Source organism: Rheinheimera hassiensis (assembly GCF_022436675.1).
Lineage (GTDB): Bacteria > Pseudomonadota > Gammaproteobacteria > Enterobacterales > Alteromonadaceae > Alishewanella > Alishewanella hassiensis.
In genome coordinates this window covers 225,736-240,384 of the sequence record NZ_JAKUJZ010000007.1, presented here as the reverse complement: position 1 = coordinate 240,384, position 14,649 = coordinate 225,736, and the positions used below count along the sequence as shown (strand labels likewise).

Below are 14,649 nucleotides of genomic sequence, written 5' to 3'. Positions count from 1 at the left end.
GTTTGAAAGGGGGTAGGATGCCACATTCTGCAGCAGTAATTACCATAGATGGCCCCGGCGGTTCCGGCAAAGGCACAATTTGCCGTTTACTGGCCCAGCGTTTAGGCTGGCAATTACTCGACAGTGGCGCTATTTACCGCGTGCTGGCTCTGGCCGCGATGCATCATCAGATTGTTTGTGATGACGAAGAAGCATTGCAGCCGCTGGCTGCGCATCTGGATGTGCAGTTTAGCAGCGATGAGCAAGGCAATATACGCATAACCCTCGAAGGCGAAAATGTGTCGCATACCATTCGTACACAAGAAGTCGCTGATTTAGCATCAAAAATTGCTTCTTTGCCACGGGTAAGAGAAGCATTGCTACGTCGTCAGCGTGCCTTTGCTGAAGAGCCCGGTTTAGTGGCCGATGGCCGTGATATGGGTACTGTGGTATTTCCACAGGCTGCGGTTAAAATATTTTTAACAGCCACCCCGGAAGAGCGCGCCAGACGGCGCTATTTAGAGTTGAAAGAAAAGGGCTTTGATGTTAACATCGGCGACCTTTTGAGCGAAATACAGGCAAGAGACGAGCGCGATACTAACCGTGCTACTGCGCCAATGAAACCGGCTGCTGACGCCTACATACTGGATTCGACCAATAAAACGATTGAACAAGTGTTGGAAGAGGTACTGAACTACGCGGGTATGAAAATACCAGCCTTAGTGTGAACCAGGCCAAAACCGCATTTTGGACAGCCTGTTAAATGGATTTAAACAGGTAAATTTAGCAACCCCACAACGCACGACGCGGCGTGGAGCACTTAACTGAAAAAGTGACTATGACTGAAAATTTTGCACAACTACTTGAAGAAAGCTTTAAATCTGAAACACGCCTTGGCTCTATCATCAAAGGAACAGTTGTTGCTGTTCTGAAAGATGTTGTTATGGTTGACGCAGGTCTGAAATCAGAAGCCGCTATCCCGGTTGAACAGTTCAAATCTCTGAACGGCGAAATCGAAGTAAGCGTTGGCGACATCATCGACGTAGCGTTAGACGCCATTGAAGATGGTTTCGGTGAAACCCAACTGTCTCGTGAGAAAGCTAAACGTCACGAAGCATGGGTACGTCTGGAAAAAGCCTGTGAAGATAAAGAAACTGTTATCGGTGTTATCACTGGTAAAGTTAAAGGTGGTTTCACAGTTGAAGTTGACAGCATTCGTGCATTCCTGCCTGGTTCATTAGTAGACGTACGTCCGGTGCGTGACACTCTGCACCTGGAAAACAAAGAACTTGAGTTCAAAGTTATCAAGCTGGATCAGAAGCGTAACAACGTGGTGGTATCACGTCGTGCCGTTATTGAATCAGAAAGCAGCCATGAACGTGACCAGCTGTTAGAAACGCTGGAAGAAGGCATGGAAGTTAAAGGTATCGTTAAGAACCTGACTGACTACGGTGCATTCGTAGACTTAGGTGGCGTAGACGGCTTACTGCATATCACTGATATGGCATGGAAGCGCGTTAAGCACCCAAGCGAAATCGTTAATGTTGGCGACGAAATTCCAGTAAAAGTACTGAAATTCGACCGCGAAAAACAACGTGTATCTTTAGGTCTGAAGCAAATGGGTGAAGATCCATGGGCCGCTATCGCATCACGTTACCCAGAAGGTGCCCGCATCACTGGTCGCGTAACTAACCTGACTGATTACGGCTGCTTCGTAGAAATCGAAGAAGGCGTTGAAGGTTTAGTACACGTTTCAGAAATGGACTGGACCAACAAAAACATCCACCCATCTAAAGTCGTTAACTTAGGTGATTCAGTGGAAGTTATGGTTCTGGAAATTGACGAAGAACGTCGTCGTATTTCTTTAGGCCTGAAACAGTGTAAAGCTAACCCATGGGAAGAGTTCGCTAAGGGCTTCAACAAGGGTGATCGCGTAAGCGGTAAGATCAAGTCAATCACTGACTTCGGTATCTTCATCGGTTTAGATGGCGGCATCGATGGTCTGGTTCACTTATCAGATATCAGCTGGAACGCCACTGGCGAAGAAGCAGTTCGTGAATTCAAGAAAGGCGACGAAGTACACGCAGTTGTGTTACAAGTTGACCCAGAGCGCGAGCGTATTTCTTTAGGTATCAAGCAGCTGGACGAAGACCCGTTCAACGGCTACCTTGCTGACAACAAAAAAGGTGCTATCGTTAAAGGTGAAGTAACTGCCGTTGACGCTAAAGGCGCTACTGTGATGTTAGAAGGTGCTGTAGAAGGTTATGTTCGTGTATCTGATATCGCGCGTGAGCGTATTGAAGATGCCACTACGGTACTGAAAGTAGGCGAAGAAATTGAAGCTCGTTTAATGGGTGTTGATCGCAAAAACCGCGTAATTAGCCTGTCAATCAAAGCGAAATTCGAAGCTGAAGAAAAAGAAGCTATGGATACTGTCAACAGCAAGCAACAAGAAGCTGATTTTGGTGGTAACGCTATGGCCGAAGCATTTAAAGCTGCTCAGAAGCAGGATTAATTGCTAACGAAGCAGGGGGCTTAAGCCTCCTGCTTTATCCAAACTCAAGTTCGCCGGAGGGGCTATGACCAAGTCTGAATTAATTGAAAAATTAGCTACTGATTTCCCGCATATTCAGGTCAAGGATGTTGAAGCTTCAGTTAAAGAAATCCTCGAGCAGATGGCGCAATCCTTAGCCGCCAACGAACGCATTGAAATTCGTGGTTTTGGTAGTTTTTCTCTGCATTACCGTGCACCACGGGTAGGGCGTAACCCTAAAACCGGTGACAAGGTTGAACTGGACGGTAAGCATGTACCGCATTTTAAACCTGGTAAAGAATTACGTGACCGGGTAAAAGACAACACCTGAGCCTCAATACATTGAGTTTGCAGGCGTAAACGGAGTTTCCCTTGCGCAGACTACTTTATATCGCAGTAATAGTAGCCCTGATTGTTATAGGGGTGCTGTTTGGTTCCATTAATCAGCAACTGGCTGATTTAAATCTTCTTATTGTCAGCGCACGCTTAAGAGTTGTTGATATTGCGCTGATTTTCCTGCTGCTGGGCATTGTGCTTGGCCTGATGATAGCCCTGTTGTATTCGCTGCAACGTAAAGCAAAGGGTTGGCTGCGTAAATCAACGGAAAACAGCTAGCCTATGTTAGAGCTGCTGTTTTTGTTATTGCCGGTAGCTGCAGCCTATGGCTGGTTTATGGGACGCAACAGCGTTACACATAAAGAACTTAAAGGCCGTGCCAGCATTACCCGCAATTTATCTTCTGGTTTAAACTTCTTATTAACCGATCAGGAAGATAAAGCTATTGAGCAGTTATTAGAGCTGCTTGATATTGAAGCCGCCACTATTGAAACTTATCTGGCGTTAGCCAATCTGTTTCGCCGCAAAGGCGACTGGGACAAAGCCATTCGTATTCACGAAAAGCTGCATCAGCTTAAATTACCCAAACCGCAAGCTCAGCAAATTCAGTTTGAACTGGCCAAAGATTACTTTTCAGCCGGCTTGTATGACAGAGCGGAAAAATTATTGGTTAATCTGGTTAAGTCACCGGTGCTTGGAGAAGCTGCACTCAAGCAATTGTTCAGTATTTTTATTGCTACACACGAGTGGCACAAAGCTGAGCAGTACAGTGCTGTGGTTGATCATACCGAGTCACGTTCATTGCGAATTGCTCAGGCTAATATGCAAATTGAAGCTTTAAAACAACAACCGCAATACAGCACCGAACCCTTGTTGGAATTGGCATCACGTTACCCGGCGGCTGTGCGGCCTAAGTATGAGCTGGCTCAACGGGCACTTGCCGATCAGCATACTGCGCTTGCCAAGTCAGCTTTGCTTTATATTGTTGAACATAAGCCGCAGTGGAGTGCCGATATCCTGCCTTTATTGCAACAATGCGCGCTGACTGACGAAGAGTGGTATCAGTTGCTAAGCCAGCTTGCCAATAAACAGCATAATATCAGTGCAGTAGTACTGCTGGCCAGTTGGCTGGCACAGCATGGTTCAGCCACGGCAGCTGAGCAATTTTTGCTGGATAAATTAAAACAGCAACCGAGTATCCGGTTGTTTCAGAAATTACTGCAGATCAGGCAGCAGCAATCGGCACCGGCCGCAGAAGCATTGTCTTCAGTTGAAGAGCTGGTTAACGCCTATCTGGATAAAAAGTCGTTATACAGTTGCCGTAACTGTGGTTTTAAAACCCGTAAACATTATTGGTTGTGTCCATCTTGTCAGCAGTGGGAAACTGTAGAGCCTATCAGCGGCATTGATGGTCGTTAGTTAAAGGAAAAAAGCATGTCGTGTAACACTCCTGTGGTGGTGGCTCTTGATTTTGAACAAAAAGCAGATGCACTGAATTTAGTTAGTCAGTTAGACCCAACCCTGTGCCGGTTGAAAATCGGCAAAGAAATGTTTACCCACTTTGGCCCACAGTTTGTGCAACAGCTGCAGCAGCGCCATTTTGATGTGTTTCTGGATTTAAAATTCCACGACATACCCAACACTGTAGCTAAAGCGGTAAAAGCGGCCGCTGATTTGGGTGTGTGGATGGTAAACGTACACGCCAGCGGCGGTAGTAAAATGATGCATGCTGCGCGTGAAGCACTGACAACTTACGGTGCTGACAAACCTTATCTTATAGCTGTTACTGTGTTAACCAGCATGGAACAAAGCGATTTAACTGAGCTGGGCATTAATCAAACGCCAGAGCAGCAGGTACTTAAGCTGGCAACGTTGACACACCAGGTGGGTTTAGATGGCGTGGTGTGTTCAGCACAAGAGGCGGCATTATTAAAACAACAATTTGGCAAACACTTTTGTTTGGTTACACCAGGTATTCGCCCGGCCAGCAGTAGCCAGGACGACCAGAAGCGTGTAATGACTCCGGCTCAGGCGCTCTGTGCAGGTGTTGATTATATGGTGATCGGGCGCCCGATCACGAAAGCCGAGCACCCACTGCAAGCATTGAATGCTATAGTTCAGGAGATATCAAACGCCTAATTAATCAGGAGGTTAGGGTGGATGGCATAAACCTCGCGATATTAGTTGGCGGTTTTCTTTTTGTTATCAGTATCATAGCTACGCTTATTTCAGCGCGCCTTGGCGCGCCCATGCTATTGGTATTTCTTATAATCGGCATGCTGGCAGGCGAACAAGGCCTGGTTGGCATTAAGTTCGATAACCCGCAAGTTGCGTTTTTAATTGGCTCTATCGCGCTGGTTATTATTCTGTTTGACGGCGGTATGCGCACCCATCCGGAACGTTTTCGGGTGGCTTTGGCTCCGGCATCTATGCTGGCAACACTTGGTGTAATGCTTACCTGCGGTATTGTCGGTATTTCTGCGGCTTACTTATTAGATATGACCTTGCTGCAGGGCTTACTGCTGGGCGCTATTCTAAGCTCAACCGATGCCGCAGCGGTGTTTTCTATTTTCCAGTCACAAGGCCTGCGTATTAAAGATCGGGTGGCCTCAACGCTGGAAATAGAGTCGGGCAGTAACGATCCCATGGCTGTTATTTTAACCCTTACTCTGGTTGGTATTCTGGCGCAGGGGGAGCCTGTAAGCTGGTCGGTCGCTTTTGTATTTTTACAACAAGCGGTAGTAGGTGCGTTAATGGGCTATGGAGCAGGGCGCGTGTTTGTATTTTTGTGCCGTAAATTACCGCTTAGCTTCGCTTTTTTCCCTTTATTGGCCGTTGCCAGCTGTATCTTTATTTATGCGGCAACCAACTCTTTTGGTGGTAGCGGTTTTTTAGCCGTGTATTTAATGGGTTATCTTGTCGGTAATGCACGCTTACCACAGATTATTCATATTTTGCGCATGCATGACGGCCTGGCCTGGATCAGCCAGATTGGTATGTTTCTGATGTTAGGCTTACTGGTTGTGCCCAGCAACTTAATGAATCATCTGGTACCGGCATTATTGCTGGCTGCAGTGCTGATTTTTATCGCCAGACCGATAGCCGTATTTTTCAGTTTAATACCATTTCGTTTCCCGGCACGCGATCAGCTTTTTATCAGTTGGGTTGGGCTGCGCGGTGCGGTTCCCATTATTTTGGCGCTGTTTCCCTGGCTTGCCGGCATGCCGGATGAACATCTGTATTTTGACGTCGCCTTTGTGGTTGTTATTGTATCTTTAGTGGTGCAAGGCTGGAGCATAGTGCCGGTAGCGCGCTGGCTAAAACTGGAAGTACCGGCCGAGCTGACACCCGATCAAGTGATGCCGCTCGATGCGGTACCCAGTAACGATGTAATGGAAGTGCTGGCATTTAAAGTAACCGACACCTCACCGGTGTTAGCTTCCAGCTGGGCGGATTTACAGTTTAAACATCCGGTACATTTTTTAGGTGTTGTGCGCGATGGTGAATGGATATTGCCGGCAAAAACGCCGGTGTTTACCAGCAAAGACACCATAATGGTGCTAACTAAGCTTAAACATGCCCGGCAAATAAGTGAAGTGCTGGCCAAAGACGCAGAGAAATCAGTAATAAGCCAAAGCAGTTTCTTCGGTGATTTTGTGCTTAACGGTAGCATCAGCCTTAGCGATTTAGATGCGTTTTACACCATCAACATTGAAGATCAGGACAAGCAGCAAACATTGGCTGGCTATATCACCCAGCGTTTTCACCGCCGGGTGGTTATTGGTGACCAGGTGCAGCTGGACAAACTGTTATTAACAGTGCGCCAGGTAAACGACGCCGGCGAAGCAACTCAGGTTGGTATTAAACCGGTAGCTGATTAGCGCAGTTAATCCTGCGCTTTGGCATCGTTTTGTAGCATGCGTTCCAGTTTGGTTTTAGACATAACATACATGGTTACTGTGTCTTTTAATTCAGCATGTGCACTTAGCAGTGCGTTATGCTTTTTTTCCAGCTCATCAAAGTCTTTTTTCAGTTGCACATATTCAGCAAGGCCTTTAAAGATAGCTTTTGAGTAAGTAAGCTCAGCCGTCATACGCTGTGCTTTGGCTAAAATAGCCAGTTGCTCGTCATTGGGGCGAATGGTAATTGCCATAGATAAAACCTGAAAAAATACCGAATGACAGCATTCTACAGCGCTGAGTTAAAATGGGAAGTCTATTGGGTGCATATGAAGGTAATTAGAACTGACACACGGGTTTTATGGTTTCAATAGCGGCTTTACCAACTATAACTTTATATCCCATAATGTATATTATGTTAAATTTGATTTATAATTAATTAATTAAGCGCTTGTCTGCTATTGCTCCTCTTTCTGCAAATTCAGCGCTAGCTCTATACATTGAGCATTAAACTTCATTACTTCAATTGCCCGTTTGCCTAAAATAGCTGTGGCGTACATTGCTATCGCTGTTCCATATAAGATGCCCGATAAAATGCCTCCTTGTTGTTGGATTGCAAAAATCAGTGCTATTGCTGCCGGTACTAGCCCAGTCTTATCAATCACGCCAATCAAAAAGCCTATTCGCTTATCGATCGTTTCAAAGTCCTTCTCGATGGTACGCTTAACTTCATTCAGTGATTCCTCTGAAAATGACGCCAGATAATCTACGAAGTCCATTCTATTGAGAGTTCTTATACTGGCCAGTTTGCTGTAACCTGATAACGGTTGATTATAAAAAATGCCAAAACTGAGGATTTGCGCTATAGCGTAAGCAAATGCTGCAAGCAAAGAAACAACGCCCGTATAAACCAACCATTCTGGTGCTATTACCAGCGTGACAAGTGAAACAACCAAAGTTAATAAAAACGCGCCGCCTATTATCTGCTCCCAGGCATGTGTGTTTTTAATTATTGGAGTTTTGCTTTGATTAGAAAAGCGTTCAATAACGTCGAAGACGTCTCTAACTTCGTCAATATTGTCGTCGCATTGCCGGGGGTTATTCATAACTCTCCTTTATCAACCGTACCACATTAAGCCTGCTTGTGGCATAACGTTGATACTACAATACTTTATTGAATAATTTCACTTATTTGCTGCAAAGATGCTACTCTGTTGGCGTTTATTTCCCTTAGATCACAACAGAGGTTTTATGAAGTCAATTATCGCTGGCCTGGCTCTGACCGCTTTAGGCTGCTCTGCTTTTACTGCACAAGCCAATACGCCAAATATGGGCTGGAATAAGGCTGCTAAGTCTGATATTAACTGGAATTACGTCAGTGCTGGCTACGCCAAAGCCACTCTTAAAAATATAGGCAATGACGACGTAGATCTTGATGGTTATCAGCTAAACGCCCGTTATTTACTGTCTGAGAACTTGTACCTGCATGCTTCTTACTATGATGTATCAGGTGATGTTGGCATGGATGATATTATGGGGCTTGAGCTGGAAGCGTCTGAATTAGTTGTAGGTTTGGGCCTGCGCCAGGCAGTGGCTAAGAACATCGATTCGTTTTTTGAGGCAGGCTATGTGCGCTCAGAAACTGAAGTTGTGGGTTTTGAAAAAAGCACCTCTAATGGCTTTCAGGCCAGCGGCGGTTTTCGTTACCTGATAGTGCAAAATCTGGAGTTAGCAGCTGCGCTGCGTTATAACGACGGCTCTGACACTGATAGTAGCACTTTTGGCGATATTTCTGCGCGTTATAGCGTAACACCAATGATTGATTTATATATCAGCTATCAGTTCGACAGTGATGCATCTTTACTGGGCACCGGCGTTGCACTGAATTTCTGACAAGGTGACCAAATTAATGCAAAGCGATCTGCCCTTCTCTCAGGCTTGTGAAAACAACAAAGCGCCGATTTTAGCGGTACTGCAACAGGCGTTTGCCAATTGCAGTAAGGTGCTGGAAGTAGGCAGTGGTACCGGCCAGCATGCGGTGTATTTTGCTGCTGCTTTGCCACATTTACGCTGGCAGGCGTCGGATCAGGCGCTGTATTTGCCTGATTTAACCGAGAGGCTGCGACGGGCAGCTTTGCCTAACCTGCCCTTGCCGTTGCAACTGGATATCAGCGCCGATGCATTGCCTGAGCAGCAGTTTGATGCAGTGTTTAGCGCCAATACGCTGCATATTATGCCCTGGCCGGTGGTTGAGCAGTTTTTCAGCCGCTTAAATGAGTTGCTCAGTGAACAGGCAACGCTTTGTATTTACGGACCTTTTAACTATAACGGCCGCTTTACCAGCGATAGCAACAGAGCATTTGATCTGTCACTTAAAAGCCGCGATCCGGCGATGGGTATCCGCGATATAGCAGCTGTGACGGCTTTGGCCGGCGCAGCCGGTTTTAGCTTACAACAGGATCACAGTATGCCGGCAAATAACCGCTTGCTGCAGTTTTTGCGTAGCGGCGATTAATACATTTCAGGCTAAAACGTGGTGTTATACACCTTGTTATATAAAGCGGTAACCTTGTGGTGTGAGCTAACGTCAAACCAGCGTAAATGCGCCTGCAGATAGCGTTTATCCTTGCTGGCAAGTTGTATGGCGTTACTGTAAGCCTGTGCCAGCTTTTTACCTTGCTCATTTTTACTGCACATAATGTAGCCGCCAGTGTACTCAGCCGCTTCGCTAATCTCTACGCTAACCAGTTCTGTCGAGTGGTGCAGCGCTTCGCTGTAATGCTGCACCACGTTAGGGTACTCCACTACCAGATCTACCCTGCCGTTTACAAGCATGTCTAATATAGGCCCAGCACTCATATTATTGCCGGTGCGGGTATAAATGCGGTTGCGGCTGGCCAGTTGTTCAAAAATGGCTTGCAACGGCTCACCATAATTACGCCCTCCCACTACCCCGATACGGCTGCGCGGTAGTCTGGTGCTGATATCGGCAAAAGAATGGCGTTTGTCATATTGTAGCCGGGCTATGCCAGCGGTTTCTGCTGTGGCTTTTAGCATATATAGCCGCAGGCCCGGGAAAATAAGCTGTGGTATATCGCTGAAATAGGCAAAGCTTTCGCGTTCGCTATTGCGTACCTTGTTGCCGGTGCAAGCCAAAGTGTTTGTTTTTAGCATCTGAAAGGCACGTTCATTATTAACAATAGTGACGCTGTCCTGATGCTCAGGCATATGTTCCAGTAACAACTGCCGCGTGACGGCGTTAATATTAATGCCTGGCACACTGTTATAAACCAGCGCACTCTCATCCATGTCGGTAAGCCATAACGGCTTGGCAGCAGCATTAAGTGGTATGGCAGTGACAATCAGGGTAAACAATGCTGCTAATGACGAGAGTGTCATAACCACCTTAAATTTTGCTGTAAAAAGGCAAACCATGATCGGCTGTTGCCATACAGGCAACAATGATGTTGATGTCAGTATAGGCAAGCATAGCGCACTAAACGTTATATTTTTTGTACGGTAAAGCCTGCATCGCTGCCGTACTATAGGCTTTAAGGTGTTCGGTTTCCTGCTGAAAATACGCTGTTATCGCGCCGCTTAACAGCGTTTCAGCAAACAGGTAACTGCCATTGCGCATTACCGGTTCAAAGCCGCGCTTAAGCTTATGCTCGCCCTGAGCGCCAGCGTCATAATAGCGCAGACCATGCCTGATGCAATACTCAATACCCTGGTAATAACACAGTTCAAAATGCAGATGCTCAGCGTCGATAAGCGCGCCCCAGTAACGGCCGTACAAAGTATCAGCGCTTTTAAAACACAGGGCGGCGGCAATCATATTATTGCTGTCGGTAAAAGCAGCAAATACCACTATGTTGTCAGCCATCGTTGTTGCCAACGTAATAAAGCTTTGCGTGCTGATATACCCCGGATGGCCGGAGCGCTTTAAATAAGTAGCCTGATAGCAGCGGATAATGCCTTGCCAGTGCTCAGCGCTAAGTTCGCTGCCAGTCAGCGTGGCCAATCTAAAACCGGCAGCAGCTTTGCGCTCCTGGCGGATTTGCTTGCGCTTACGCGAATTAAGCTGGTTCAGGTAATCGTCAAACTCTTGGTAGGCCTTGTTATGCCACAAAAACTGCACATCGTGGCGTGCTAAAAAGCCTTGTTGTAGCAGTTTTTCATGTAACGCATTGCCGGTGTAAAGCCACTGCACACTGTAAAACTGTTGGCTGGCGACGGCCTGTTTTAAGGTATCGCAGATAAGTGTCAGCACCGTATCAAACAGTGCCGGGTCAACAAGCAATGCCGGGAGTACACCAAGCCGTGGCCCTGTTGCTGGTGTAAACGGAATAGCGGCTACCCATTTGGGATAATAAACCAGTTGATGCTGCTGGTACGCTTCGGCAATCTGCCAGTCGAACAGATATTCACCGTAAGAGTGCTGTTTCAGGTAACCTGGCACGGCGCCAATCAGGTTATCGTGCTGCCATAGCGTGAGATGCTGGCTTTGCCAGCCACTGGCAGCATCGACACTACCGCCCTGCTCTAGTGCCAGTAAAAACGCATGCCGGCAAAACGGGTAAGCCGCTGCGGTGTTATCCGTTGTAAATAGCGCGTCCCACTGAGCGGCGCTTACCGCACTTAAGCTATGTAGCCACTTTATTGTCAGCAATTAAGTAACCTTTTGTTTTATCTGGTACCCGGCCTTTAAATACTCGCCACTGTGCATTACATCAACCAGAATTTCTACCGCTGTCCAAACATCAATGTAGCGTAAATACAGGGGTGTGAAGCCCAGGCGCAGAATATCCGGCGCACGAAAATCTGCAATAACGCCCTGCTTAATCAGCGCCTGACACAGCGCATAAGCCTGCGGGTGGCGATAGGCTAACTGGCTGCCACGTTCAGCAGTGGCATAGGGCGTAATACGTTCAAGTTCATTTAAACAATCATTCTGGCTAACTAACTGATGAAAGCAATCACTCAGTGCCAGCGATTTTTGCCGCAACTGCGCCATATCGACATCAGCAAATACATCAAGCGCCGCATCCAGCACACTCAACGATATTACGGCTGGTGTGCCGGTTAGAAACTGCGCAATGCCGGAGGATTTTTCATACTGTGTGCTGAAGCTAAACGGCATTTTATGCCCCATCCAGCCGGTTAATGGTTGCTGAAGCATGGCATGATGCCGCTTTGCCGCATAGATAAAAGCCGGCGCGCCCGGGCCACCGTTTAAATATTTGTAGCCACAGCCTACGGCAAAATCGACATGACATTCATCTAACGCCAACGGCAAAGCTCCGGCGCTGTGGGCTAAATCCCAAATGACCAACGCGCCTTGATCCTGTGCCAGCCGGGTCAGTTTTGCCATATCAAATAAACGGCCGCTACGAAAATCTACATGCGTTAGCAGTAATACCGCAACCTGCCCGGTGATTGCCTGCTCCAGTTCAGACTCATCCTCCAACTGTAACTGGCAGTGGTTATTACCAGTAAGGGCGCTTAGCCCCTCAACCATATATAAATCGGTCGGAAAATTACCGCTAACGGAAAGCACCTTGCTACGCGCCGGCTGCAATGATAAGGCCGCGCATAGCACTTTAAACAGGTTTACCGAAGTGGAGTCGCAGCATACTACTTGCCCTGGCGCTGCACCGATTAAATGGCCAATCTTATCGCCAACGCTAAAAGGCAAATCTATCCAATGATGGCGGTTCCAACTGGTAATAAGACCTTCCCCCCACTGCTGGCTGACCACCTCTGCTGCACGCTCTGCCGCGATCTTTGGCATAGCACCGAGCGAATTACCGTCCAGATACAAGGTGTTGTCCGGCAGGTAAAAGGCAGCCCGTTTTGCCGACAGTGGATCGTTGACATCGTGTTGTTGCAACGCTGCACGACTTAATTTAGCGTGATCTGTCACTTGGCATACTGCTCCTGTAGCTGTTATTAAACGTTTAATCATAAACTTAGCTTGATAATTATTGCTAACGTTGCAGTGTAAGTTAGTGCTGCCTGGCGCGTTATGCTTATTTGCTATGGCTTAGTCGCAAAAGCTCTGCCCGGATCAGTCTGTCAGCTTGTATTTTTGCTCCACTTTACCCATATCAACATCATACTTAAGTTTTCTGGCTTGGTTCTGCTATCTGCCAATAATAAGGAGCGATAATGAGTACAAATTACACCCCACCCAAAGTCTGGACCTGGGACGTCGAAAATGGCGGCCAGTTTGCCAATATTAACCGCCCTGTTTCCGGTGCTACCCACGATAAAGTGTTACCCAAAGGCAAACACCCTTTGCAACTATACTCACTGGCCACACCCAACGGCGTTAAAGTAAACATTATGCTCGAAGAACTGCTGGCTGCTGGCCACAGCGGCGCTGAATATGACGCCTGGCTTATCAGCATTAAAGATGGCGACCAGTTTGGCAGTGGTTTTGTTGAGATCAACCCCAATTCAAAAATTCCGGCGCTGCTGGATACCAGCAACGGTACCAGAGTCTTTGAATCCGGTTCTATTTTGTTATATCTGGCAGAAAAATTCGGCGCCTTTTTGCCCAAAGACAGCGCCAAACGTACTGAGGTGCTGAACTGGTTATTTTGGCAAATGGGCAGTGCACCTTTTGTCGGTGGTGGTTTTGGTCATTTCTATGCTTACGCACCGGAAAAGTATGAGTACCCGATAAACCGCTATGCGATGGAAACCAAGCGCCAGTTGGATCTACTGGACAAGCAGTTGGCACAGCATGAATTTATCGCCGGCGATGAATATAGCATTGCCGATATGGCAATATGGCCCTGGTATGGTGGTATAGCGCTAAACCGGGCTTACAATGCCGCAGAATTTTTAGATACCCAAAGTTATAAACACTTGATGCGCTGGGCAAAACAGATTGATGAGCGCCCTGCTGTTAAACGCGGTTATATTGTTAACCGCAACTTTGGTGACGGCCCGCAGTTGCCAGAGCGGCACAGCAGCGAAGATTTCGCGCAGTTTAATCTCTGAGCATAAGCTGATGCGGCCTGCTGAATACCTACCGGCAGGCCGCTTAGTTTCTGTTTAATTCGTTACTTTACGTGCCGATTCTGTCCAGATATAGGTGATACCGACACCAAACGACCAGCCCCCCGTTTGCACCAGCAACGGGCTGTTGGCATTTTTAGCGCCCTGTGTCCATTCATAGCGGGCAAAGCCGAAGCCGCGCCATTTATCAGAAAACTTTTTACCAACACTGGCCGAGCCCCTAAGGGCAATTAAACCGGCTTGAGCATCGTAAAACGGCCGCTGCGCAGTAACATCGGCTTCTGATACCTGATAAAAATAATCGCTTAATTTCTCGCTGGCAAACAGTGCACTAACTCCGAAGGTGTAAAACGTCTGTGCCGCAGTAATAAGATCGGCATTTAAGCCGGGTTCAAAGCTCACGCCGCTATAACGCAGGCTGTCGTCCAGATCAAACACTGCCCGCAGCGGAAAATCAGCCCGTATTCTGGCACCAAAAAAGTCTTCGCTTAATGTCCAGCGCAGCCGCGGCCCAGCCTCGACCAAAATACCCAGGTCGTCCATCCCTTCGCGCACGGCAATATCGTCATCAGATGATCCCAGCGAACCGGCAAACCCCAGATCCAGCTCCAGAGCGTCGGTTTTAAAGGCACGCAAACCAACGTTGTTACGATCTGCCCGCAGTATATCGCCGCGGTAAATCAGATACGGCAGTACAAAGTTGCGCCGTACCAGCTGATCTGAACCCGGATATGCCAACTGATTGACATTAATACCAATTAAACCTGCTTCCCACAGCGGTAGTGCGGGTTGATCTGCCAACACCGGACTGGCTAAAAGCAGGCTGCATATCATAATAGGAGCAAACTTAACTGTCATTTATACCTCGGGGTTGTT

The 14,649-nt window shown here is 47.3% G+C and carries 16 protein-coding genes; 10 read left to right on the top strand and 6 right to left on the bottom strand.

The annotated features are described in order from the left end of the window. Window positions 1-17 precede the first annotated feature (17 nt). From cmk to MJX74_RS16460, 7 genes are all read left to right on the top strand, one after another. On the top strand, window positions 18-707 hold the full coding sequence (gene cmk, locus MJX74_RS16490; RefSeq protein ID WP_240224108.1) for a (d)CMP kinase: 690 nt from the start codon (window positions 18-20) through the stop codon (window positions 705-707). Between the two features lie 110 nt (window positions 708-817). After that, complete coding sequence (gene rpsA, locus MJX74_RS16485) at window positions 818-2,494, top strand: 30S ribosomal protein S1 (protein ID WP_156420357.1); 1,677 nt, start codon at window positions 818-820, stop codon at window positions 2,492-2,494. A 64-nt stretch (window positions 2,495-2,558) separates the two neighbouring features. Continuing rightward, window positions 2,559-2,843: an integration host factor subunit beta gene (gene ihfB, locus MJX74_RS16480; protein ID WP_068237962.1), complete on the top strand. Its 285-nt coding sequence runs from the start codon at window positions 2,559-2,561 to the stop codon at window positions 2,841-2,843. A 41-nt stretch (window positions 2,844-2,884) separates the two neighbouring features. Continuing rightward, window positions 2,885-3,127: a LapA family protein gene (locus MJX74_RS16475; RefSeq protein WP_068237964.1), complete on the top strand. Its 243-nt coding sequence runs from the start codon at window positions 2,885-2,887 to the stop codon at window positions 3,125-3,127. A 3-nt stretch (window positions 3,128-3,130) separates the two neighbouring features. Continuing rightward, window positions 3,131-4,267 carry an N-acetylglucosaminyl transferase gene (locus tag MJX74_RS16470; RefSeq protein WP_240224107.1) on the top strand — a complete coding sequence of 379 codons (1,137 nt, stop codon included), beginning with the start codon at window positions 3,131-3,133 and terminating at the stop codon, window positions 4,265-4,267. Between the two features lie 15 nt (window positions 4,268-4,282). Beyond that, window positions 4,283-4,987 (top strand): orotidine-5'-phosphate decarboxylase, encoded by a 705-nt coding sequence (pyrF, locus tag MJX74_RS16465; RefSeq protein WP_240224105.1) that lies wholly within the window; start codon window positions 4,283-4,285, stop codon window positions 4,985-4,987. Between the two features lie 17 nt (window positions 4,988-5,004). Beyond that, the gene (locus MJX74_RS16460; RefSeq protein ID WP_240224103.1) at window positions 5,005-6,729 is read left to right on the top strand and encodes a potassium/proton antiporter; all 1,725 of its coding nucleotides are present in this window, start codon (window positions 5,005-5,007) and stop codon (window positions 6,727-6,729) included. Between the two features lie 5 nt (window positions 6,730-6,734). Here the strand turns inward: MJX74_RS16460 and MJX74_RS16455 are convergent, their stop codons facing one another. Further along, window positions 6,735-7,001, bottom strand: coding sequence for a hypothetical protein (locus MJX74_RS16455; protein WP_092793675.1), 267 nt, complete (start codon window positions 6,999-7,001; stop codon window positions 6,735-6,737). 204 nt (window positions 7,002-7,205) lie between these two features. Further along, complete coding sequence (locus MJX74_RS16450; RefSeq protein ID WP_240224102.1) at window positions 7,206-7,853, bottom strand: hypothetical protein; 648 nt, start codon at window positions 7,851-7,853, stop codon at window positions 7,206-7,208. 145 nt (window positions 7,854-7,998) lie between these two features. On the opposite strand from MJX74_RS16450, the gene MJX74_RS16445 reads away from it, so the two are divergent. Together MJX74_RS16445 and MJX74_RS16440 are read left to right on the top strand one after the other, a co-directional pair. Next, window positions 7,999-8,640, top strand: a complete 642-nt coding sequence (locus MJX74_RS16445) for a DUF481 domain-containing protein (RefSeq protein ID WP_240224100.1) — start codon at window positions 7,999-8,001, stop codon at window positions 8,638-8,640. A gap of 16 nt (window positions 8,641-8,656) precedes the next feature. Next, complete coding sequence (locus MJX74_RS16440; protein ID WP_240224098.1) at window positions 8,657-9,262, top strand: DUF938 domain-containing protein; 606 nt, start codon at window positions 8,657-8,659, stop codon at window positions 9,260-9,262. Between the two features lie 11 nt (window positions 9,263-9,273). Here MJX74_RS16440 and MJX74_RS16435 read toward each other — a convergent pair whose 3' ends face one another. From MJX74_RS16435 to kynU, 3 genes are all read right to left on the bottom strand, one after another. Continuing rightward, entirely contained in the window at window positions 9,274-10,146 is an 873-nt protein-coding gene (locus tag MJX74_RS16435; protein WP_240224097.1) for a transporter substrate-binding domain-containing protein, read from the bottom strand. A 97-nt stretch (window positions 10,147-10,243) separates the two neighbouring features. Next, window positions 10,244-11,416 (bottom strand): GNAT family N-acetyltransferase, encoded by a 1,173-nt coding sequence (locus MJX74_RS16430; protein WP_240224095.1) that lies wholly within the window; start codon window positions 11,414-11,416, stop codon window positions 10,244-10,246. Next, entirely contained in the window at window positions 11,417-12,670 is a 1,254-nt protein-coding gene (gene kynU, locus MJX74_RS16425) for a kynureninase (RefSeq protein ID WP_240224093.1), read from the bottom strand. It abuts the gene before it with no gap. 245 nt (window positions 12,671-12,915) lie between these two features. On the opposite strand from kynU, the gene yghU reads away from it, so the two are divergent. Next, on the top strand, window positions 12,916-13,755 hold the full coding sequence (gene yghU, locus MJX74_RS16420; RefSeq protein ID WP_240224091.1) for a glutathione-dependent disulfide-bond oxidoreductase: 840 nt from the start codon (window positions 12,916-12,918) through the stop codon (window positions 13,753-13,755). A 54-nt stretch (window positions 13,756-13,809) separates the two neighbouring features. Here yghU and MJX74_RS16415 read toward each other — a convergent pair whose 3' ends face one another. Continuing rightward, on the bottom strand, window positions 13,810-14,631 hold the full coding sequence (locus MJX74_RS16415; RefSeq protein ID WP_240224089.1) for a MipA/OmpV family protein: 822 nt from the start codon (window positions 14,629-14,631) through the stop codon (window positions 13,810-13,812). Between the last annotated feature and the right edge of the window lie 18 nt (window positions 14,632-14,649).

Coding starts and splice junctions, on each gene's coding strand:
- MJX74_RS16435 (WP_240224097.1), bottom strand. CDS start 10,146: ATGACACTCTCGTCATTAGCAGCATTGTTTACCCTGATTGTCACTGCC.
- MJX74_RS16415 (WP_240224089.1), bottom strand. CDS start 14,631: ATGACAGTTAAGTTTGCTCCTATTATGATATGCAGCCTGCTTTTAGCC.
- cmk (WP_240224108.1), top strand. CDS start 18: ATGCCACATTCTGCAGCAGTAATTACCATAGATGGCCCCGGCGGTTCC.
- MJX74_RS16445 (WP_240224100.1), top strand. CDS start 7,999: ATGAAGTCAATTATCGCTGGCCTGGCTCTGACCGCTTTAGGCTGCTCT.
- MJX74_RS16470 (WP_240224107.1), top strand. CDS start 3,131: ATGTTAGAGCTGCTGTTTTTGTTATTGCCGGTAGCTGCAGCCTATGGC.
- pyrF (WP_240224105.1), top strand. CDS start 4,283: ATGTCGTGTAACACTCCTGTGGTGGTGGCTCTTGATTTTGAACAAAAA.
- MJX74_RS16450 (WP_240224102.1), bottom strand. CDS start 7,853: ATGAATAACCCCCGGCAATGCGACGACAATATTGACGAAGTTAGAGAC.
- rpsA (WP_156420357.1), top strand. CDS start 818: ATGACTGAAAATTTTGCACAACTACTTGAAGAAAGCTTTAAATCTGAA.
- MJX74_RS16455 (WP_092793675.1), bottom strand. CDS start 7,001: ATGGCAATTACCATTCGCCCCAATGACGAGCAACTGGCTATTTTAGCC.
- MJX74_RS16440 (WP_240224098.1), top strand. CDS start 8,657: ATGCAAAGCGATCTGCCCTTCTCTCAGGCTTGTGAAAACAACAAAGCG.
- yghU (WP_240224091.1), top strand. CDS start 12,916: ATGAGTACAAATTACACCCCACCCAAAGTCTGGACCTGGGACGTCGAA.
- ihfB (WP_068237962.1), top strand. CDS start 2,559: ATGACCAAGTCTGAATTAATTGAAAAATTAGCTACTGATTTCCCGCAT.